The organism is Ruegeria sp. YTSA105 (assembly GCF_059610225.1).
Map to the genome: position 1 here is coordinate 12329 of NZ_JBXWNE010000017.1, position 21182 is coordinate 33510.

At 57.9% G+C, this 21182-nt stretch carries 23 protein-coding genes and 1 riboswitch; of the genes, 17 read left to right on the forward strand and 6 right to left on the reverse strand.

The genetic code is table 11. The features are described from left to right. Window positions 1–202: 202 nt before the first annotated feature. Both dapF and mtaB read left to right on the forward strand, forming a co-directional pair. Window positions 203–1045, forward strand: a complete 843-nt coding sequence (gene dapF / locus AC2FH2_RS17360) for a diaminopimelate epimerase (protein WP_271951728.1) — start codon at window positions 203–205, stop codon at window positions 1043–1045. After that, on the forward strand, window positions 1042–2298 hold the full coding sequence (mtaB, locus tag AC2FH2_RS17365; RefSeq protein ID WP_496824571.1) for a tRNA (N(6)-L-threonylcarbamoyladenosine(37)-C(2))-methylthiotransferase MtaB: 1257 nt from the start codon (window positions 1042–1044) through the stop codon (window positions 2296–2298). Before dapF ends, mtaB begins: the two co-directional genes overlap by 4 nt. A 79-nt stretch (window positions 2299–2377) precedes the next feature. Here mtaB and AC2FH2_RS17370 read toward each other — a convergent pair whose 3' ends face one another. From AC2FH2_RS17370 to petA, 3 genes are read right to left on the reverse strand one after another with little or no spacing between them, the layout of a single operon-like run. Continuing rightward, window positions 2378–3163, reverse strand: a complete 786-nt coding sequence (locus tag AC2FH2_RS17370) for a cytochrome c1 (RefSeq protein WP_496690453.1) — start codon at window positions 3161–3163, stop codon at window positions 2378–2380. Between the two features lie 17 nt (window positions 3164–3180). Then, window positions 3181–4512 (reverse strand): cytochrome b, encoded by a 1332-nt coding sequence (gene petB / locus AC2FH2_RS17375; RefSeq protein WP_142640230.1) that lies wholly within the window; start codon window positions 4510–4512, stop codon window positions 3181–3183. An 11-nt stretch (window positions 4513–4523) separates the two neighbouring features. Then, a complete protein-coding gene (gene petA, locus AC2FH2_RS17380) occupies window positions 4524–5108 on the reverse strand; it encodes a ubiquinol-cytochrome c reductase iron-sulfur subunit (RefSeq protein WP_142640296.1) in 585 nt (194 codons plus the stop codon). A gap of 485 nt (window positions 5109–5593) precedes the next feature. Here petA and AC2FH2_RS17385 point away from each other — a divergent pair, with 485 nt between their 5' ends. Continuing rightward, entirely contained in the window at window positions 5594–6037 is a 444-nt protein-coding gene (locus AC2FH2_RS17385) for a c-type cytochrome (RefSeq protein ID WP_496714197.1), read from the forward strand. 13 nt (window positions 6038–6050) lie between these two features. On the opposite strand, the gene AC2FH2_RS17390 is transcribed toward AC2FH2_RS17385, so the two are convergent. Next, on the reverse strand, window positions 6051–6665 hold the full coding sequence (locus AC2FH2_RS17390) for an FMN-binding negative transcriptional regulator (RefSeq protein WP_271951721.1): 615 nt from the start codon (window positions 6663–6665) through the stop codon (window positions 6051–6053). A gap of 54 nt (window positions 6666–6719) precedes the next feature. Further along, window positions 6720–6865: riboswitch (FMN riboswitch) on the forward strand. Window positions 6866–6993: 128 nt separating this feature from the next. Between AC2FH2_RS17390 and AC2FH2_RS17395 the strand changes: the two genes are divergently transcribed. From AC2FH2_RS17395 to cobO, 5 genes are all read left to right on the forward strand, one after another. Beyond that, window positions 6994–7434, forward strand: coding sequence for a 6,7-dimethyl-8-ribityllumazine synthase (locus AC2FH2_RS17395; RefSeq protein WP_496690454.1), 441 nt, complete (start codon window positions 6994–6996; stop codon window positions 7432–7434). 94 nt (window positions 7435–7528) lie between these two features. Next, the gene (gene aroC, locus AC2FH2_RS17400) at window positions 7529–8629 is read left to right on the forward strand and encodes a chorismate synthase (protein WP_271951712.1); all 1101 of its coding nucleotides are present in this window, start codon (window positions 7529–7531) and stop codon (window positions 8627–8629) included. After that, on the forward strand, window positions 8613–9275 hold the full coding sequence (locus AC2FH2_RS17405; protein WP_142640240.1) for an HD domain-containing protein: 663 nt from the start codon (window positions 8613–8615) through the stop codon (window positions 9273–9275). Before aroC ends, AC2FH2_RS17405 begins: the two co-directional genes overlap by 17 nt. 54 nt (window positions 9276–9329) lie before the next feature. After that, a complete protein-coding gene (locus tag AC2FH2_RS17410) occupies window positions 9330–10265 on the forward strand; it encodes a DMT family transporter (protein ID WP_496824574.1) in 936 nt (311 codons plus the stop codon). Between the two features lie 56 nt (window positions 10266–10321). Beyond that, window positions 10322–10921: a cob(I)yrinic acid a,c-diamide adenosyltransferase gene (cobO, locus tag AC2FH2_RS17415; RefSeq protein ID WP_271951707.1), complete on the forward strand. Its 600-nt coding sequence runs from the start codon at window positions 10322–10324 to the stop codon at window positions 10919–10921. A 475-nt stretch (window positions 10922–11396) separates the two neighbouring features. Here cobO and AC2FH2_RS17420 read toward each other — a convergent pair whose 3' ends face one another. After that, window positions 11397–12263, reverse strand: a complete 867-nt coding sequence (locus AC2FH2_RS17420) for a branched-chain amino acid aminotransferase (RefSeq protein ID WP_496824576.1) — start codon at window positions 12261–12263, stop codon at window positions 11397–11399. Window positions 12264–12423: 160 nt separating this feature from the next. Here AC2FH2_RS17420 and AC2FH2_RS17425 point away from each other — a divergent pair, with 160 nt between their 5' ends. The 6 genes from AC2FH2_RS17425 (at window position 12424) to dxs (ending at window position 17680) form a co-directional block, all read left to right on the forward strand. Beyond that, window positions 12424–12936 carry a MarR family winged helix-turn-helix transcriptional regulator gene (locus tag AC2FH2_RS17425; RefSeq protein ID WP_496824578.1) on the forward strand — a complete coding sequence of 171 codons (513 nt, stop codon included), beginning with the start codon at window positions 12424–12426 and terminating at the stop codon, window positions 12934–12936. Then, window positions 12933–13634: a response regulator gene (locus tag AC2FH2_RS17430; RefSeq protein WP_142640254.1), complete on the forward strand. Its 702-nt coding sequence runs from the start codon at window positions 12933–12935 to the stop codon at window positions 13632–13634. The genes AC2FH2_RS17425 and AC2FH2_RS17430 overlap by 4 nt, the downstream gene beginning before the upstream one ends. Before the next feature lie 68 nt (window positions 13635–13702). Further along, window positions 13703–14629, forward strand: a complete 927-nt coding sequence (locus AC2FH2_RS17435; RefSeq protein ID WP_496824580.1) for a histone deacetylase family protein — start codon at window positions 13703–13705, stop codon at window positions 14627–14629. Then, a complete protein-coding gene (locus AC2FH2_RS17440; protein WP_142640258.1) occupies window positions 14626–14868 on the forward strand; it encodes an exodeoxyribonuclease VII small subunit in 243 nt (80 codons plus the stop codon). The genes AC2FH2_RS17435 and AC2FH2_RS17440 overlap by 4 nt, the downstream gene beginning before the upstream one ends. After that, window positions 14869–15735 carry a polyprenyl synthetase family protein gene (locus AC2FH2_RS17445; RefSeq protein WP_496824582.1) on the forward strand — a complete coding sequence of 289 codons (867 nt, stop codon included), beginning with the start codon at window positions 14869–14871 and terminating at the stop codon, window positions 15733–15735. A gap of 16 nt (window positions 15736–15751) precedes the next feature. Further along, window positions 15752–17680: a 1-deoxy-D-xylulose-5-phosphate synthase gene (gene dxs, locus AC2FH2_RS17450; protein WP_496824584.1), complete on the forward strand. Its 1929-nt coding sequence runs from the start codon at window positions 15752–15754 to the stop codon at window positions 17678–17680. Between the two features lie 223 nt (window positions 17681–17903). Here dxs and AC2FH2_RS17455 read toward each other — a convergent pair whose 3' ends face one another. Next, entirely contained in the window at window positions 17904–19100 is a 1197-nt protein-coding gene (locus AC2FH2_RS17455; RefSeq protein ID WP_142640264.1) for a BCCT family transporter, read from the reverse strand. A gap of 139 nt (window positions 19101–19239) precedes the next feature. Between AC2FH2_RS17455 and AC2FH2_RS17460 the strand changes: the two genes are divergently transcribed. From AC2FH2_RS17460 to msrA, 3 genes are all read left to right on the forward strand, one after another. Then, window positions 19240–20118, forward strand: coding sequence for a DMT family transporter (locus AC2FH2_RS17460; RefSeq protein ID WP_496824586.1), 879 nt, complete (start codon window positions 19240–19242; stop codon window positions 20116–20118). A gap of 93 nt (window positions 20119–20211) precedes the next feature. Then, complete coding sequence (gene msrB / locus AC2FH2_RS17465) at window positions 20212–20661, forward strand: peptide-methionine (R)-S-oxide reductase MsrB (RefSeq protein ID WP_142640268.1); 450 nt, start codon at window positions 20212–20214, stop codon at window positions 20659–20661. Further along, window positions 20658–21167 carry a peptide-methionine (S)-S-oxide reductase MsrA gene (gene msrA / locus AC2FH2_RS17470; RefSeq protein ID WP_496824588.1) on the forward strand — a complete coding sequence of 170 codons (510 nt, stop codon included), beginning with the start codon at window positions 20658–20660 and terminating at the stop codon, window positions 21165–21167. Before msrB ends, msrA begins: the two co-directional genes overlap by 4 nt. Window positions 21168–21182 lie beyond the last annotated feature (15 nt).

Here is a 21182-nt window from a genome sequence, read left to right on the forward strand (position 1 = left end):
TTGGATCCATTGGATCCGTGGCGCTCTGTAAGGCATTTTCCCGACTGGGTTCAAGACCTTATTTCACACCTCGTTACGCCTGTAGTTTCTTTCGAAACGGCGTCCCGATAGGCGGCCTACTTAGGCAGGTGGCGCAAGGGGGTCAACCCCTTTTTTCACGAATCTGCGCCACAGGGTGGATTCCCATCCGCAGCAACGTTATATGCCCGCCATGCAAGGAATTCAGAACACCGGATTGCCCTTTATGAAGATGCATGGGCTGGGCAATGACTTTGTCATTGTGGATGCGCGCGCGCATGAGGTCGGGGTGACACCAGCCTTGGCTCAAGCCATTGGGCATCGGCAATTTGGGGTCGGCTTTGATCAGCTCGCCGTCATCGAAAACGGCGCATCAGATGCCCATCTGGTGTTCTACAACGCCGATGGCTCGACCTCGGCCGCCTGTGGCAATGCCACCCGCTGTATCGCGCGGTTTCTGATGGAGGAAACCGGCAAACAGACCCTGACCCTGACCACCGAGCGGGGAACGCTCTATGCAAGCGATGCGGGGGACGGGCTGACTTCGGTTAATATGGGACTGCCGCAGCTGAACTGGCACGAGATTCCACTGACCGAAGACGTGGACACCTTGGAACTGCCGATCGAAGGCGCCCCAACCGCCACCGGCATGGGAAACCCGCATTGCACCTTCTTTGTCGACAATGCCGAGGCGATTCCGCTGGCAGAGTTCGGCGCACGGTATGAATATCATCCGCTCTATCCAGAACGGACCAATGTACAAGTGGCACAGCTGATCGGTCCGGATCATATCCGCATGCGCGTATGGGAACGGGGCGTTGGCATCACCCTGGCCTCTGGCTCTTCGTCCTGCGCAACGGCCGTGGCCGCAGCCCGGCGCGGCCTGACCGGACGCAAGGTTCAGATCGAGCTGGACGGCGGCACGATTTGGATTGATTGGCGCGACGATGGCGTCTGGATGACCGGCCCTACCGCCCATGTCTTCTCAGGCCTGCTGACGCCGGAATTCCTGAGGTCGCTGGGATGAACCCGCCCAAATTCGCCACGCTGGGCTGCCGCCTGAACGCCTATGAGACCGAGGCGATGAAAGAGCTGTCGCAACAGGCCGGTCTGACCGATGCGGTGGTGGTGAACACCTGCGCCGTGACCGCCGAAGCCGTGCGCAAGGCCCGGCAGGAAATCCGCAAACTGCGCCGCGAAAACCCGAATGCCCGGCTGATTGTGACCGGCTGCGCTGCGCAGACAGAACCGCAGACCTTTTCCCAGATGGAAGAGGTCGATGCCGTCATTGGCAACACGGAAAAGATGCGACCCGAAACCTGGAAAGGTATGGCGGCGGATTTCATTGGTGAAACCGAGGCCGTCCAGGTTGATGACATCATGTCGGTTACCGAAACCGCTGGCCACCTGATCGACGGGTTTGGCACTCGTTCCCGCGCCTATGTACAGGTTCAGAATGGCTGTGACCACCGCTGTACCTTCTGCATCATCCCATATGGCCGCGGTAATTCGCGCAGCGTCCCCGCGGGCGTTGTTGTGGACCAGATCAAGCGTCTGGTCGATAAGGGCTATAATGAGGTCGTTTTGACCGGCGTCGACCTGACCTCATGGGGGGCTGACCTGCCTGCCCAGCCAAAGCTGGGTGATCTCGTTATGCGCATCCTCAAACTGGTGCCGGATTTGCCGCGCCTGCGGATCAGCTCGATCGATTCGATCGAGGTCGATGAAAACCTGATGCAGGCCATTGCCACAGAACGCCGCCTGATGCCTCACTTGCATCTGTCGCTGCAGCATGGCGACGATCTGATCCTGAAGCGGATGAAACGCCGCCATTTGCGTGACGATGCGATCCGCTTTACCCAAGAGGCCCGCAAGCTGCGCCCCGAGATGACCTTTGGCGCTGACATCATCGCCGGTTTCCCGACCGAGACCGAGGCCCATTTCGAAAACTCGCTAAGGCTGGTTGCCGATTGCGATCTGACATGGCTGCATGTCTTCCCCTACTCCAAACGCGAAGGTACACCCGCTGCCCGCATTCCGCAGCAGGTCAACGGCAATGTCATCAAAACCCGCGCCGCCCGTCTGCGTGCCGCTGGCGAGGTGCAGATTGCCAAGCACCTGACCGCCCAGGTTGGCAAGATACATCACATCCTGATGGAAAACCCGCATATGGGCCGGACCGAGCAGTTCACCGAAGTCACGTTCAAAACCGCTCAATCCGAAGGGCAAGTCGTGTCCGCCACCATCACCGGCCGCTCCGCAACACAGCTCAGCGCCTGATCCGCCCCTTCCACCTGCATGCAACAAAAAACCCCCGCTGCCAGTGGCGCGGGGGTTTTTAACTTTTCAGAAAAGGCGCTTAGTGTTTCTTCTTACCTTTAACGCCTGCCCACAGACGCTTGTTGACCAGGTACAACAGGACCGACAGAAGCGTCAGGAAGACAACACCGACAAAGCCCGAATACTTACGCTCCATCATCTTCGGTTCAGCCGTCCACATCAGGAAGGCTGCAACGTCTTCCGACATATGCTCGACGTCATTTGCGTGGCCATCGGCAAACTCGACCTGCTCATCCGACAGCGGGGGCGCCATCGAAATCCAACCACCGGGGAAGGCGGTGTTTTCGTACAGAATCGTTCCCGCTTCTTCCTTTTCGTGGCCGGTATAACCATCCAGCAACGAGGCGATGTATTCCGGGCCGCCCATGCCGTTGACCAGCTGGTTGATCCCCAGACCGTAAGGGCCGTGGAAACCTGCGCGCGCCTTGGCCATCAGGCTCAGGTCGGGTGCGCCAACGCCATCATTGGCGGGGAAATGGTCAACGGGTTTAGCCGGGCGGAAATCGTCCAGCTCGGGGTCGAACACTTCAAAGTTGCCCGCCGCATAGGCGGTGACTTCGTCTTCCGAATAGCCCAGCGCTTCGAGGTCACGCAGAGGCACATAGCGCAGGCCGTGGCAGGCCGCGCAAACCTCGGTGTAAATCTGCAGGCCGCGCTGTAACTGGTGTTGATCCCAAGTTCCGAACGGACCTTCGAATGAGAATTGGAAGTCCTCGATATGCTGTTCGCCTCCGCCTGCCGCGTTAGACGCGACAGGAGCAAATGCGATAGCAAACGCGGCACCGATTGCAAGTTTCTTGAACATGTTTCCGGTCCCTCTTCTTACTCGGCCGGCGTGGCATCGGCGTCAGCCTTGCCATAATGCGCGTTGAAGTCTTCTTCGATGGTTTCCGGCTGTGCATCGGGTTTTTCGATGACACCCAGAACCGGCAGGATCACGAAGAAATAGCCGAACCAGTAGGCCGATGCGATTAACGAGAAGGTCGCATAGGGCTCTTCTGCGGGCATCGCACCCAGCCACATCAGGGCAAAGAAGTCGACGATCAGCAGGTAGAACCACCATTTGAACATCGGCCGGTATTTACCCGAACGTACGGTTGACGTGTCCAGCCATGGCGCCAGAGCCATAGCCAGGATCGCACCAAACATCGCCAGAACACCAAAAAACTTGGCGTCAATGATGCCGCCGGTGATGAAGCTGGCGAATTGAACAACCCAGACCTCGCCGGTAAAGGCACGCAGGATCGCGTAGAACGGCAAGAAGTACCATTCGGGCACGATATGTGCCGGTGTTACCAGCGGGTTGGCTTCGATGTAGTTATCCGGGTGGCCCAGATAGTTCGGCATGAAACCAACGATTGCCCAGAACACAACAAGGATGACCGCCAGTGCGAACAGGTCCTTGATCACGAAGTAAGGCCAAAAGGGCAGCGTGTCTTTCTCAGCCTCGGCTTTCGAACCGCGGCGAACCTCAACACCTGTCGGGTTGTTGTTGCCGGTGGTGTGGAAAGCCCAGACATGCACGATGACCAGCGCCGCAATTACAAAGGGCAGCAGGTAGTGCAGCGAGAAGAAGCGGTTCAGCGTGGCGTTGTCCACAGCCGGTCCGCCCAGCAGCCAAGTCTGGATCGCGTCACCCACAAACGGGATCGCACCAAACAGGCCGGTGATCACGGTCGCACCCCAGAAGGACATCTGACCCCAGGGCAGAACATAGCCCATAAAGGCAGTGCCCATCATACAGAGATAGATCAGCATCCCAATGATCCACGTAACCTCGCGCGGGGCTTTGTACGAGCCATAGAACAGGCCGCGGAAGATGTGGATGTATACCGCGACAAAGAACAGCGATGCGCCGTTCATGTGCAGATACCGCAGCATATAGCCGCCATTCACGTTGCGCATGATGTGCTCGATGCTAGCAAAGGCCAGATCAACATGCGGAGTGTAGTGCATCACCAGAACGATACCGGTGACAATTTGCAGGACCAGGCAAAACGCCAGGACGATGCCCCAGATCCACCACCAGTTCAGGTTCTTGGGGGTTGGGATCATCAGGGTGTCATAGATCAGGCCGACGATGGGCAGGCGGCTGTTCAGCCACTTCTCGCCACTTGTCTTCGGCTCATAGTGATCGTGGGGAATTCCGGACATCTGGGTCTCCCTTAGCCGAGTTTGATGGTGCTGGCGTCCGTCCACTCAGCGGGCGGAACGGGCAGGTTTTCAGGTGCGGGACCTTTGCGGATACGTCCAGCCATATCGTAATGCGAGCCGTGGCAGGGGCAGAACCAGCCGCCAAAGTCACCAGCATCGCCCAGCGGGACACAACCGAGGTGAGTACAGACGCCCATCTGGACGATCCAGGCACCTGCGGCTTCGCCTTCCGGCGACGGCATCACGCGGTTTGCATCCGTGGCCGGTGCATCAGCATTCAGATTGAAGTTACGGGCCAGCGGGTCAGGCAGGGCATCCACGCCATCGGCGTCCTGCTTCTGCGCTTCGTCGATTTCGACACCGGTGCGGTGACGGATGAACACGGGTTTGCCCAGCCATTTGACGGTCAGCTGGGTTCCGGGCTCGACACCGCTCACATCCACGCGGATCGAGGACAGCGCCTGAACGTCTGCCGAGGGGTTCATTTGGTTGATCAGGGGCCATACGGCTGCACCCGTCGCAACGACACCTGCGCCGCCTGCGACGTAGTAGAGGAAATCTCTGCGGGTGCCTTCGTGGTCTTCTGCGTGGGACACGAGGTTTTCTCCGATTCCGGCGCCCGGCAATACCGGGCAAACATGCATCAGCACCGCATCAAAGCGGCGTCTCATCGCGGCTATCTATCCGGGAGAAATCGGTTCGTCCAGCGGTCATAGGCGCGCACTACGCCCCATCTTGGCATTCATGTCACAACGAAAGGCGTTTTTTTCAAGGGATGGGCCGGATTACCCGTGAAAGTTTGCCCTGCCGCGCGGGTGGTTCAGGGAGTGATTCGGATGGCAACCAGGAAACGAAAACACCCTCACAACACAGAACCGGAGACTGTTGACCGGCGAAAATCTGCAAAATTCTGACCTGATTTTGCCACGCAAAAATCCACTTCGATTGAATCTACCTCGGCTAAAATAATGAGTTAAAAATAGATATTTTTCAACACACTAGACGAGTCTCAATTCGATTGCACATTTGGCTGGAATGTCCCAAGGGCCTGTAACAGGACCAACCTTAACGGGATTTTTCCATGCCAAAGCTTTTTATAGCCACTCTAACCTTCGCCCTGACCCTTTCATCGCAATCCATCGCCGCCGGCGATCCGGCAAAGGGGGAAAGCCTCTACAATCGGTGCTCTTCGTGCCACGCAATTATCAAAGATGGAAAAGTTCTGGTCAAAGGCGGCATCACCGGGCCGAATCTCTATGGGGTCGTAGGCCGGGTGGCCGGAACAGAAACCGATTACCTGAACGGAAGCGAACGCCTACCAATCGGGATGTACACCGATGACATGATCCGTGCAGGCCAGGAAGGGCTGGTCTGGACACAGGAAAACATCGTCGAATATTCGCAGGACCCGATTGTTTTCCTGAGGGATTATCTGGATGACGAAACCGCCCGTCCGAACATGAGCGTCAAACTGAAAAAAGGGGCTGAGGATGTCGCCGCTTATCTGGCGACCTTCAGCAACTGACCAGCCCGTCCGCTCACCTAGACCGCATGAGCGCGGCCAGGTGAGTGGTCTCGCTTCCGAACCCGTCTACCGCCACATGATCTGCGGCGGCTAGACGGACATCGTCCGGCTTGTTCTGGTTCAGCTTCCAGGTGCCCTGAATGTCATCTACCTGCAACTTGCAGGGCACAATCATGCGCATCATCTTGTCCAGAGCCTCCGCGCTCATCTTGCTGGCGCTCCAGGGTGGCTTGGGGTTCAACCGGCGCTCATAAAAATCCGACTGACGATCGAGTAAATCGCGCAACGCGTCCTGCGGAAGAAGCGAAAGCGTTCCGGTCAGGTGCACCGCCACATAGTTCCAAGTGGGCACCTGATCCTCAATCCCGTACCAGTCGGGCGAGATATATCCGTCAGGACCCGATACAGCGATTCGAACCGTGCGCGGTTCGTTCAATGCCCGGACGATCGGATTGGACCGCACCAGATGCAGCGAGGCTTCTGCGCCATCTTCTGACAACAGAAACGGCACATGGCTAAGCAAAGGCCCCTGGTCCGCTGACAAAGCCAAAACACCAAATGCGCGCTCGCGCGCAAAAGCAATATGACGGTCACGATCCTCGGCGCGGAAGGCGGGATTGGGGTGCATGTCGGTCCTCCTGCAAAAGCTCTTGCAGAACAGCGCACCTATTGGCAAGGTGCGCCTCGTTCTCAGGGCGGGGCGGAATTCCCCACCGGCGGTATGCGGGCGATGACCCGTAAGCCCGCGAGCGGCCCCTTTTCGGGGTGTCAGCAGATCTGGTGAGAGGCCAGAGCCGACGGTTACAGTCCGGATGAAAGAGAACGTGCAGTGTGCCGGTAACCCCGCGCGCCTGCTCGTGATCGCCTTGGGTGACGTGTCATGTCGTGCTGGCAGCGAAAAGTGGGAACCGGTTTTCGCAACCGCCAGCAGACCACCAAACCGGAAGGAGATCTTGATGACACACACCCGCTATGCGTTTGTTAAGGCCAGCTGGCATGCCGATATTGTCGACCGTGCACTCGACGGGTTTCTGGAATTGATACCCGCCGATCAGGTGGACGTGTTCGACGTTCCAGGCGCGTTCGAAATGCCCCTGCTGGCCCGCGATCTTGCCCAGATTGGGCGCTATGCAGCTGTGACCTGCGCGGCCTTTGTGGTGGATGGCGGCATCTACCGGCATGATTTCGTGGCGCAAGCTGTGGTCGACGGGTTGATGCGCGCAGGTCTGGATACCGGTGTTCCGGTTCTGTCTGTTTCGCTGACGCCGCACCAGTATCAAGAGACGGACCACCACAATGCCATCTACCGCGCGCATTTCGTGGATAAGGGGCGCGAGGCGGCACAGGCGGCGTTGAAAATCACCGCCATGCGGACGCAGCTGTCCTCGGCGGCCTGACCGGAAAGGGTTGGGGTGCTGGGCCCCAACCGCAAATCCGCTTGAGGCTACGGGCCTTGCCCGCTAATCACGATGCTCAGAAGGAGCACGCCTTATGTCGATGAACAGCTTTGGCCATCTTTTCCGCGTCACCACTTGGGGTGAAAGCCACGGGCCCGCCTTGGGTGCCACTGTTGATGGCTGCCCGCCGGGGGTGACCATCGACGCAGAGGTGATCCAGCACTGGCTGGACAAGCGCAAACCAGGACAGAATAAATACACCACCCAGCGGCGCGAGCCCGATCAGGTGAAAATCCTGTCCGGCGTGTTCGAAGGGCAGACGACCGGAACTCCGGTCCAGCTGATGATCGAGAACACCGATCAGCGGTCAAAAGACTACGGCGATATCATGGAAAAGTTCCGCCCGGGCCATGCTGATATCACCTATTGGCAAAAATACGGTATCCGCGATTATCGTGGTGGTGGCCGCAGCTCGGCGCGCGAAACCGCCTCGCGCGTTGCCGCCGGGGGCTTGGCCCGCGAAGCCATCAAGCAGATCGCACCGAATGTGCAGATCACCGGGTACATGACCCAGATCGGCCCGCATAAAATCGACCGCACCAATTTCGACTGGTCGCAGATTGAACAGAACCCCTTCTGGACACCCGATGCGACAGCCGCCGAAGATTGGGCCGCCTATCTGGACGGATTACGCAAGTCCGGCAATTCAGTCGGGGCAGTGGTTGAGGTCGTCGCGCGTGGTGTCCCTGCCGGGATTGGTGCGCCAGTTTATGCCAAGTTAGACACTGATCTGGCCGCAGCGATGATGTCGATCAACGCAGTCAAAGGTGTTGAGATCGGCGAAGGCATGGCCGCCGCTGAACTGACCGGCGAGGCCAATGCCGATGAGATCTTCATGGGGCAGAATGGCCCGCAATACAGCTCGAACCACGCAGGCGGCATACTGGGCGGGATTTCGACCGGGCAGGATATAGTCGTACGCTTTGCGGTCAAACCGACCTCGTCGATTCTGACCACGCGCAAAACGATCACCAAATCCGGAGAAGAGACCGAGATCATCACCAAAGGCCGCCATGACCCTTGTGTCGGCATCCGTGCGGTTCCGGTTGGCGAAGCGATGATGGCTTGCGTAATCCTTGACCACCTGCTCTTGCACCGGGGTCAGATCGGCGAGAACCGTGGCCATATCGGCTGAGCTGCGCGCCCGGCTGCGCGGCATCGTCGCGCAGCGCATGAAAACAGATCCTGCCCATGATCTGGCACATCTGGATCGCGTTTGGATCAATGTACAGGCCATCGCGGACACGCAAGCAGATATTCGGGTTCTGCTTGCGGCAAGCTATCTTCATGACCTGGTCAACTTGCCCAAAGATGACCCCGACCGCCACTTGGCTTCACGCCGGTCTGCTGCCGAGTCAGTGCCTATTCTGGAGGAATTGACGTTTTCACGACCCGAGATCGACGCCATCCAGCACGCCATTGCTGCACACAGTTTCTCGGCCGGGATACCGCCAGAAACACCCGAGGCCCGCATCCTACGCGATGCAGATCGGCTTGATGCACTGGGGGCCATCGGCATTGCGCGCAACTTCGCTGTTTCAGGTGATCTAGGTCGCGACCTGTATGATCCCGAGGATGCTTTTGCCACTGCCCGCGATCTGAATGATCAGCAATTCTCGATTGATCACTGGAAGGTCAAACTGTTGAGCCTGCCGGCAGACATGCTGACGCCCACCGGGCGCGAATTGGCACAGGCGCGTGTGGCACGGATGATCCGGTTTCTTGAGGCGTTCAGCGAAGAGATCGGCCAACCCCTGCCCGACACGTGGAAATCTGCCTGATTGGTACAATCCAATCGTTGATCTTTCGCAGTCAAAGGCTCAGGTTCTCGGCCAATGGCACAATCCCTGACTTCCCACCGACCCATGCTTGCAGTGGGCCTGAAACTGGCCGCGTTGGTTCTGTTCACCTCAATGTCTGCACTGGTCAAGGCCCTGTCCGAAGATTTCCCGCCCGGCGAACTGGTGTTTTTCCGGTCGCTCTTCGCCATTCCCGTCATCATTGCCTGGTTGCTTTGGCGCGGAGAGCTGGCGCAGGGCTTTGTGGTCAAAAAGCCGATGGGTCATTTCTGGCGCGGCGTTCTGGGCACTAGCGCCATGGGTTTGACCTTTACGGGTCTCAGCCTGTTGCCACTCCCCGAGGTAACAGCGATAGGCTATGCCACGCCGATCTTCACCCTGATCCTAGCCGCGCTGATTCTGGGCGAGCGCATTCGCATGATCCGCATCGGTGCCGTCGCGCTGGGATTGTTGGGCGTGCTGATTATGGTTTGGCCAAGGCTGGGCACCACCCAGATGGAGATGGCAGCCACAATCGGGGCGATTTGCGTGCTGGCGGCCACACTCGCCCGTGCCTTTGTTCAGATCCACATCCGGCAGCTGGTCAAGGTGGATCACCCGGCCGCGATCGTGTTCTATTTCTCGATGACCGCTACCCTGCTTTCAGCTCTGACCGCGTTTTGGGGTTGGACCATGCCGACGCTTAATCAGGCTCTAATTATGATCACAATGGGGTTGATCGGCGGTGTTGCACAGATTCTGGTCACCTCGTCCTATCGCTTTGGCCAAGCCTCAATGCTGGCGCCTTATGACTATACCACCATGCTGTTTGCCATATTCATCGGCTATATCTGGTTTGATGAGCTGCCGACGCTTGCGATACTGTTGGGTGCAGCGTTGGTGATTGCGGGCAATGTGGTCGTGATCTGGCGCGAACACCAGCTGGGGCTGGAACGCGGCAAGGCCCGGTCCCTGACCGATCACAAAGCGTGACTTTACCTTTTTCAATCTTGCCCTAGTTTGGGCCCAACAATCACAGAGGTGCCCGAATGAGCGACGCGCAGGATCACAAAGAAAAGATGCAGCAGGTGCAGGCCAAGCACCGCAAAAAAGTGTCCGAGGCCGTCGACCCGGGCCGTGGTCTGGTGCTGATCAATACCGGCAAGGGCAAGGGCAAATCCTCGGCCGCGTTTGGTGTCGTGATCCGAGCGCTGGGATGGGGTCAGAAAGTTGCCGTCGTACAGTTCATCAAGGGCAAGTGGAAAACCGGTGAGCGGCGGTTCTTTGAAGAGCGCGACTTGGTCACCTGGCACACGATGGGCGAAGGATTTACCTGGGACACTCAGGACCGCGAACGCGATATCGCTGCTGCCAACGCCGCTTTTGACAAGGCGCGGGCACTGATGGAAAGCGGTGAGTATGATCTGGTCGTTCTGGACGAGATCAATATTGCCCTGCGCTATGAATATCTGACTGTCGATCAGGTGATCGACGGGCTCAAGGCGCGGTCCGACAAGACCAGCGTGTTCCTGACTGGTCGCGATGCGCCACAGGCGCTGCGCGACTATGCCGATCTGGTTACCGAAATGACCGAGGAAAAGCACCCGTTTCAAGCCGGGATCAAAGCCCAGCGCGGCGTCGATTTCTAGGATTAGAGTCAGTTTTACAGAGCGGGTAGGCCGGGTTGAGGGAATGCTAGCGCAAGGTCTGATGAGCGGGCTATGCGGTCATTGGCAATACTTTGAAAGCCAGCTTGAATTCCAGACGTAAACTCGACATGGAACCGAAACTAAATGACTTATGAAGAATGTTTGCGGTCCATATATTTCGACTGGGAAAGCTGGTTAATTGCCCTTGTGGCATTGGCTATCTCGCTCACTTTCTGGAAAAACACTAAGAAGGGCTTGGCCGTCGTGTCTGCTTGTTTCGGTTTGCTGCTAGCCTCTTCATGGGCTTATCTGTACTACGAAATGAATTGCGTGGAACTCATCCGAACATAGGAAGTTTGGGCTCAATTCGGTCATTGTAAGGTAGTTTACGCACTCACACATCTAACCGTACCTGTTGACGGTTGCCCAAAAGCAAAAAAACCCCGCCAAGGCGGGGTTTCAACTTGGTTGCAGGTTATGCCCGCACCAGTTTTTCGTAATCTGCGGCGATTTCGCGGGTGAGGTCACCGACCTCGAACGTATAGTCGCCGATCTGGCCCACAGGCGTGACCTCGGCCGCAGTACCGGTCAGCCAGCATTGTTCAAAATCGGCCATCTCTTCGGGTTTGATGCGGCGCTCATGCACTGTGATGCCTTTGTCTTTTAGCATCTGGATCACTGTCTGGCGGGTGATCCCGTTCAAAAAGCAATCGGCCAGCGGAGTATGAACTTCGCCGTCCTTCACAAAGAAGACGTTCGCCCCGGTCGCCTCGGCAACATAACCGCGCCAGTCCATGAACAGCGCATCCGAGCAGCCCTTGGCCTCGGCCTTATGCTTGGAAATGGTGCATATCATGTAAAGCCCGGCCGCCTTGGCATGGACCGGGATGGTTTCAGGGCTGGGCCGCTTCCATTCCGCGATATCCAGCTTGGCGCCCTGCATCTTGGCGTCGCCGTAATAGGCACCCCAGGGCCAGACCGCTACGGCCATGCGGACCGGGTTCTTGGCCGAGGCCACGCCCATATCCTCACCCGAACCACGCCAAACCAGCGCACGGACATAGGCGTCCTGCAAGCCACTTGCCTTCAGCGCGCCTTCCTTTGCCGCTTCGATCTGGTCGATCGTATAGGGCATCGGCATGTCCAGCGCCTCGGCCGAGGCGACCAGCCGTTCAGAATGCTCCCGACTTTTGAAAATTTTGCCGTTATAGGCCCGCTCGCCCTCAAAGACCGAAGACGCATAGTGCATCGCATGGCTCAGAATGTGGACATTCGCCTCGCGCCAGGGCACAAGTTCTCCATCCATCCAGATGACACCGTCACGATCATCATACCCCGCCATGCGAAACCTCCCTGCCTGGGTTGAATATTCCGATTATTGCGCAATATAGGTCCGAAGTGGACATAAAGTTGCGCAAAAACTGCGATTCGATACCTGTCCGCTCTTGGAATGTCAACAACGCTGACATAAACTCGGACCTGTGTAACGAATGAGGCAGAATATGTCAGATACCCGCCCCGCCCAGGCCTTTGGCGGAGAAAGCCTGTTGTTTCTTACGGATGAACAGCTGCGGCAGGGGATCGAGGCGATGTTTTTCGCCTATCGTGGGTTCACGGCGGACCCGGATCGCATTCTGACACAGCTGGCCTATGGGCGGGCACACCACCGTGCTATCCACTTTATAAATCGCGCGCCGGGGACGACCGTCAATAACCTGCTTGCTATTCTTGGGGTGACGAAACAGTCTCTGAACCGGGTCCTTCGGACATTGATTGACGATGGGTTGGTCGAAAGCAGGGTCGGTACAGTGGACAAGCGCGAACGGCACCTGTTTCTGACCGAAGCCGGGAGGGCGCTTGAAACCAGGCTGTCCGAGGCCCAGCGCGTGCGGATGCGCGCGGCCTATAAGGACGCAGGCCCAGAAGCGGTGTCTGGGTTTCGCAAAGTGCTTGAAGCAATGATGGATACTGATATGCGTCATGCCTATACCAAATTGCGGGATACGACCTCATGAGTGATATGGACGCCCATCTGTTGATCGTTGACGATGACGAGCGTATTCGCGATCTGCTCAAGAAATTCCTGATGCGAAACGGGTTTCTGGTGACCGCGGCGCGGGATGCGGCCCATGCACGTCGGGTGCTGTCGGGGCTGGATTTCGACATGATCGTTCTGGATGTGATGATGCCCGGCGAAGATGGTGTCAGCCTGACCAGAGCCCTGCGCGAGACCCACACCACCCCGATCCTGTTGCTGACGGCGCGGGGCGAAACCGAACACCGTATCGCCGGGCTTGAGGCGGGGGCCGATGATTATCTGGCCAAACCGTTCGAGCCCAAAGAGCTTTTGTTGCGGATCAATGCGATCCTGCGCCGGATGCCGGAAACCCCGGCACAGGATGCCGCAACCAAGATTCTGCATCTCGGCCCGATCCGCTATGATGTTGAGCGCGGTGAGATGTGGCGGGGCGAAGAAACGGTCCGCCTAACCGCAACGGAAAGCCAGCTGATGAAGATCTTCTCGGCCCAACCCGGCGCCCCTATCAGTCGCGCCAAGCTGGTCGAGGATCTGGGCCGTGACAAGGGTCAGGCGCAGGAGCGTGCCGTGGATGTGCAGATCACACGGCTGAGACGCAAGATCGAGCAAGACCCGAAACAACCCCGGTACCTGCAAACCGTGCGCGGGGCCGGGTACATGCTGGCTCCGGATTGATTGAACCGCTGCGTGGCGGTTCTTTGCCTTCGGCGAAGGTATTTTGACCAGATGAACAGGGGATTGTGATGAAAACTGCCCTTTTGACCCATGCGGATTGCCTTGGGCACGTGACACCCGAGGGGCATCCGGAACAAGTCGCGCGACTGGAACATATCCTTCATGCGCTGGATAGGCTGGACCTGGATCGTGTGACCGCGCCGCTTGCAGCCGATGATGACCTGCTGCGTATTCACCCCGAAAGCCATATTCGCGACATCCGCAAAAGTCGCCCGACAGAGGGATTCCGGCAGGTGGACGGCGATACATTCATGTCGCCGGGATCTGTAGATGCGGCCTATAGGGCTGCAGGAGCTGTGGTAAAAGCCGTGGATTTAGTGCTGGGCGGAGAAGCCCCAAATGCGTTCTGTGCCATTCGCCCTCCCGGCCATCATGCCGAGAATGAAACCGCCATGGGGTTCTGCCTGTTCGGCAACGCCGCATTGGGGGTGAAACACGCGTTGGATCATCACGGTCTGCGCCGCGTCGCTGTGGTGGATTTCGATGTGCATCACGGCAATGGCACGCAGGATTTGCTGTGGGATGAGCCGCGCGCGTTGGTGATCACCAGCCAACAGATGCCCTTGTGGCCGGGATCAGGCCGCGCCGACGAGACCGGCGCCTTTGAAAACGTCCTGAATATTCCACTGTCCCCCGGAACCGGTGGCGCCGAGATGCGCGCCGCCTATGAAACATTGGCTTTCCCGCGACTGCGCGCCTTCAAACCCGAGCTGATCATAATCTCTGCCGGGTTTGACGCCCATCAGGATGATCCGCTGGCCAATCTGAACTGGGCCACCGAAGATTTCGCCTGGATCACTGCCGAATTGTGCAAGATTGCCGATGAGCAATGCGCGGGACGTATCGTCTCGACTTTGGAGGGCGGGTATGATCTGAAAGCGCTGGCCGAGGCCACCCGTGCCCATGTGGAAGAGTTGATGAAGGCAGCCCGATGACAGATACACCCGTTGACCAGATGACATTCGAACAGGCGATGAAAGAGCTTGAGGCCGTTGTCGGCCAGCTGGAGCGTGGAGATGTGGCGCTGGACCAGTCCATCGCCTTGTATGAACGGGGTGCAGCGCTGAAGAAACGCTGCGAGGATGAACTGAAGCGGGCCGAGGAAAAAGTGGCCGCGATCACCTTGGACGCCGATGGTCAGCCGACCGGGACGACGGTTGTCGAAGGCCAGTAAATGTTTCGCGAAAGACTGGTGCAGGATGCGACGCTGATTCAGGGTCATTTTGATCTGGTTCTGGGCGCGCTGGACGATCTGGATGTGACACAGGCGATGGCCTATGCCACGCAAGGCGGCAAAGGTCTGCGCGGGTTTTTGGTGCTGGAAAGCGCGCGGCTGCATGATGTGGATACAGCGCGGGCGATCTGGCCTGCCACGGGGATCGAGGCGTTGCACGCCTATTCTCTGGTGCATGATGACCTGCCCTGCATGGATGACGACGATTTGCGTCGCGGGCGCCCGACAGTTCATGTGAAATGGGATGAGGGCATCGCGGTTCTGGCAGGCGACGCGTTGCAGACGCTGGCATTCGAACTTTGCACCCGTCCCGAAATTGGCCCCGCCGAAATTCGCGCGGAATTGGCCTTGTCTCTGGCGCAGGCAAGCGGAGCGCAGGGCATGGTGCTGGGCCAGGCGCTGGATATCGCGGCGGAATCGGCAGACTCTCCGCTGACGCTGGAAGAAATCACCCATTTGCAGGCAGGAAAAACCGGAGCACTGATCGAGTGGTCTGCATGCGCCGGCGCGCGTCTGGCCCAAGCTGATCTTGCGCCCTTGCGCCAATATGCCCAATCCCTTGGTCTTGCTTTTCAAATCGCAGATGACATCTTGGATATAGAGGGTAACGCCGAAATTGCGGGCAAGCGCCTTCAGAAGGATGCCGAGGCGGGAAAGGCCACGTTTGTGTCTCTGCTGGGCCTCGACGCCGCCAGAACCCGTGCCGCGGAGCTGGTGGAACAGGCCTGCGCCGCGTTGGAAGGCTATGGCGCGTCGGCTGAAACCTTGAAGGACGCCGCCCGCTTCGTTATTGCCCGGGACAGCTAAGCCAGGAACGCGCCATATGTCTGACCGCCCGAACACTCCTCTGCTGGATCTTGTGAACCGCCCGGCCGACCTGCGGCAGTTTTCGGACGCGCAGCTGCATCAGGTGGCGCAGGAATTACGGGCCGAGACGATCTCGGCCGTGTCGGTCACCGGCGGGCATCTGGGTGCGGGTCTGGGCGTGGTGGAACTGACCACCGCGCTGCATGCGGTATTCGATACGCCGCGTGACAAAATCATCTGGGATGTCGGGCACCAGTGCTATCCGCATAAAATCCTGACCGGGCGGCGCGACCGGATCCGTACCCTGCGCCAACCCGGCGGGTTGAGCGGGTTCACCAAGCGCAGCGAAAGCCCCTATGACCCGTTTGGCGCGGCGCATTCCAGCACCTCGATCAGTGCGGCCCTTGGCTTTGCCGTGGCGCGCGATCTGGGTGGCGTGACGCCCGAAGGCCTAGGCGATGCGATAGCGGTAATCGGCGATGGCTCGATGTCGGCGGGTATGGCGTTTGAGGCGATGAACAATGCGGGCCACCTGAAAAAGCGCCTGATCGTTATCCTCAACGACAATGAAATGAGCATCGCACCGCCGGTTGGCGCCCTGTCCAGTTATCTGTCGCGCATTTATGCCGAAGAACCGTTCCACGATCTGAAGGCCGCCGCCAAGGGCGCAGTGTCCTTGTTGCCGGAACCGTTCCGCGAAGGCGCCAAACGCGCCAAGGAAATGCTCAAGGGCATGGCCGTAGGCGGTACTTTATTCGAAGAACTGGGCTTTTCCTATCTCGGCCCGATTGACGGGCACGACATGGATCAGCTGTTGCCGGTGCTGCGCACGGTCAAGGCACGGGCGACCGGCCCGATCCTGATCCATGTGTTGACCAAAAAGGGCAAGGGCTATGCCCCCGCCGAGCAGGCCCGCGACAAGGGTCACGCGACCGCGAAATTCGATGTTGTGACGGGTGAGCAAAAGAAGGCGCCGTCAAACGCACCATCCTATACTTCGGTCTTCGGCAAGACGCTGGTGGAAGAAGCCGCGCGGGACGATAAGATCGTCGCCGTCACCGCCGCCATGCCCGATGGAACTGGGTTGAACCTGTTTGCCGAACGCTACCCGTCACGTTGTTTCGATGTAGCGATTGCGGAACAGCATGGTGTGACGTTCTCGGCGGCTTTGGCTGCCGGCGGGATGAAGCCGTTCTGCACCATGTATTCGACCTTCCTGCAACGCGGCTATGATCAGGTCGTGCATGATGTGGCCATTCAGCGCCTGCCCGTGCGATTTGCCATCGACCGCGCTGGTCTGGTGGGCGCTGATGGGGCGACCCATGCCGGATCGTTTGACATTGCCTATCTGGCCAACCTGCCGGGCATGGTCGTGATGGCCGCCGCAGATGAGGCCGAGCTGATGCATATGGTGGCAACCGCCGTCGCCCACGACGAAGGCCCGATCGCCTTCCGCTATCCCCGCGGTGAAGGCGTGGGCGTGGACCTGCCCGAGCGTGGTGAAGTGCTTAAAATCGGCAAAGGCCGGATAATTCAGAAGGGCGCGCGTGTGGCATTGCTGTCATTCGGTACGCGCTTGGCCGAAGTACAAAAAGCCGCCGAGGCCCTATCCGCACGCGGCATAATCCCTACCATAGCCGATGCACGTTTCGCCAAACCGCTGGACCGCGACCTGATCCTGAATCTGGCCTCCGATCATGAGGCGCTGATCACCATCGAAGAGGGTGCGATTGGCGGTTTCGGCAGCCATGTGGCGCAGCTACTGGCCGATGAGGGTGTGTTTGATCAGGGCCTTAAATACCGCTCGATGGTGTTTCCGGATATCTTCATTGATCAGGCAAACCCGGCGGATATGTATGCGGTTGCCGGTATGAATGCCGAACAGATCGAGGCCAAGGTCCTGTCTGTTCTGGGTGTGGCCACGATTGGTGAAAAACGCGCCTGAGGGAACATTGAGGTTATCAACTCCAAGGAAGATGGAACCTCAAGAGAGCTCTCCAGTGAATGACGATTGAACTAAGCCAACATAAGTAAAAGATATTGCAAGTTTGTGATTTCACACGTGTCGCTTTGTTTGGCCTTTTTGACCCTTTCCGCATTGCTTACACAGTCGCGGCCAAAAAAATACGGGCACCAAGGCGCCCGTATTAGCTTTTTCTCGATGTTGATCAGTGAACCGTCTCGACCTTGTGGAAATCCAGATCACGGTCTTCGGGCATCCCAGTTATGCTCAGCACCTCTTTGCGTTTGGTGATCAGGATATAAACCACACAGGCCAGATAGAGGCCGACAACAACTGCGCCGATCCACTGGATCTGCAACCACTGGCTTTGGAACAGCAAGGTCAGGACGAACAGCAGCACAACATTGCCCGCCACATAGATCGCTTTACCAAAGCGGGCGACTGTCATGTTCAGGTTGTCTGTATAGAGCCTGATCAACGAATCCAGTGAGTTGATCACGAAGGTCACGCCCACAATCACCATCGCAATGTTGGTGATGCCTGCGGTGCTGATGCCGTTCAGGTGGTAATAGTAGAGAACGGTGAACCAGATCGCCAAAGGTATCGACGGAAAGATCAGCAGAGCAGCCAGTAGCTGCCAGGTCTTCAGCCCACCTACAAAGCGAGATGTGAACTGGCCGATCATGATCGACCAGGCAAACCACCAGAACAGGTAGAAGGCGTGATAATCTGTCAGCGGCAGGACAAACTTGTGCAGGTTGGTGAAATAGGCACCAACATTGCTTCCGGTTTCCACAAAGCCATTCACGCCCATGCCCGCAGCAACCCACATGCCCAGGATCAGTGCCAGGAACAAAAAGGTCGAGCCCACCGACAGGATACGCACGTATTTCAGGTCGGTCGAAGAATAGGCCGCTGCCAGAATGACGACAAACACGATGACATAGAAGGTGGTGACCACTGACTCGCCGTCTCCGACCTCGGGCAGGTAGCCAGGCAGGTAGATCAGGAACAGGCTGGCGGTGAAAGCGCAGGTGCCGATGATGACCACATTGTTGATCAGCTTGACCAGCGGGATTTCAAAGAACTTCACGCGCGGCTCGATGACACAGAAATAGAACGCGGTCAGAAAGTAGAACGCCCAGATCAGAAAGCCCCAGAACCCGAATTCGATCGCCAGTGGGTTGGCAAACGCATAGGCGGGATCTTCGGCATAGCCGCCGAATTCGGTCAGCGGAAACATGATCAGGCCGACATCCAACCCGGATGTGAACAGAATCGCGATGAAGGTGAACAGATGAACCGGCGTTACGCCGACGATCCGCAGATTCCACCACTTCACCACAAAGAAGGCAACAAGGCCCAACGCCAGCAAGACGCCAAATGATAGTATGTACTCCAATAGCACCGACAATCCTCCCATTAATGTCAGTTCATGACGCTGTTATAGTTTATTGGCTGATCAATCAATAAAAACAGCACTGCTTGCGGCGCGCGCTTATTCGGTCAACAGTGCGCGAAAATCTGAACAGGGGGTCGCGATGGATTTTCGCGCAATGGCCATGGGGCTGACATTTGCGTTTATCTGGTCTTCGGCCTTCACCTCGGCCCGGATCATCGTGGCGGACGCATCGCCGTTGTTTTCCCTGGCTCTGCGGTTTCTGATCTCGGGTTTGATTGGCGTCGTGATTGCACGGGCGATGGGTCAAAGCTGGCGGCTGACGCGGTCACAATGGTATGCCACCATCCTGTTCGGGATTTGTCAAAATGCCCTTTATTTGGGCCTAAACTTCTATGCGATGCAAACAATCGAGGCCTCTGTTGCCGCCATCATCGCCTCGACCATGCCATTGCTGGTTGCCTTGGCCAGTTGGCTGTTTATGGGCGACAGATTACGGCCAGTTGGAATTGTAGGCCTGTGTGCCGGGTTCGCCGGTGTTGCTCTGATCATGAGCAGTCGGATCGGCGACGGCGTTGATCTGTTCGGCGTCATGCTTTGTGGCATTGGAGCGCTTGCGCTGACATTTGCCACGCTCGCAGTGCGTGGGGCGACATCGGGCGGGAATTTCATGATGGTGGTTGGCTTACAGATGCTGGTCGGATCGGCCATTCTGTTTGTTGCAGCACCGGTATTCGAAACGATTCATATCCACTTGACGGTGCCGCTGGTCCTGGCCTTCTCCTATACAACTCTGTTTCCCGGCCTTCTGGCCACGTTCATCTGGTTCCTGCTGCTGGATCGGATCGGCGCAACACGGGCGGCCACGTTTCACTTTCTCAACCCGGTCTTTGGTGTCACCATCGCCGCGATCTTGTTGGGCGAAAAACTGGGGCCGCTGGATGCGGTCGGGGTTCTTATCACAACACTGGGCATTCTGGCGGTGCAACTGTCTCGCCAACCCGGCAGAAAACCAGCCTGACCTTGCACAACTGCGCGAGCCCGGCAGAACACCCTTTGCTTTCCGCCAATAATCCCCATCTATTATGCGAACCACCAGAAGTCCGGAGGAGCAATGACCCGTTACACCAAATCCCCTGAGGCCGTCGCCGCATTGTCGCCCGAGGAATACCACGTCACGCAAAACAGCGGCACCGAACGGCCCGGAACTGGCAAACTGCTGAATAACAAAGAACCCGGCATCTACGTGGATATCGTCTCGGGTGAGCCTTTGTTCGCCTCGGCGCACAAGTACGAATCCGGCTGCGGCTGGCCCAGTTTCACCAAACCAATCGTGCATGAGCATGTTGAAGAACTGCGCGATGCCTCGCTGGGTATGATCCGGACCGAAGTTCGCTCGAAACATGGCGATAGCCATTTGGGGCATGTATTTCCCGACGGCCCCCGCGAACATGGCGGGCTGCGATACTGTATCAACTCAGCCTCATTACGGTTCGTCCATCGCGATCAGATGGAAGCCGAAGGCTATGGCGAATTCCTGATTCATGTGGAGGAGATCGAATGACCGAACATCGCGCCGTTCTTGCCGGGGGCTGCTTTTGGGGCATGCAGGATCTGATCCGCAAACGCCCGGGCGTTTTCCGCACTCGCGTCGGATATACTGGTGGAGACGTGCCCAACGCCACTTATCGCAACCATGGCACCCATGCCGAGGCGATCGAGATCTTTTACGATCCTACCGTGACCACCTATCGCGATCTGCTCGAATTTTTCTTTCAGATCCATGACCCGACTACGGTGAACCGGCAAGGGAACGACATGGGGATGAGCTATCGCTCGGCCATTTATTATATCGATGACGCCCAGAAACAGGTCGCCCTGGACACGATTGCCGATGTGAATGCCAGTGGCATCTGGCCCGGCAAAGTCGTGACCGAGCTGGAACCCGTTGGCGATTTCTGGGAGGCCGAGTCCGAGCATCAGGATTATCTTGAACGCATCCCGAACGGCTATACCTGCCATTTCCCGCGCCCGGATTGGGTTCTGCCCAAACGCGACGCGGCCGAGTAAGGATTAGCCCCGGAT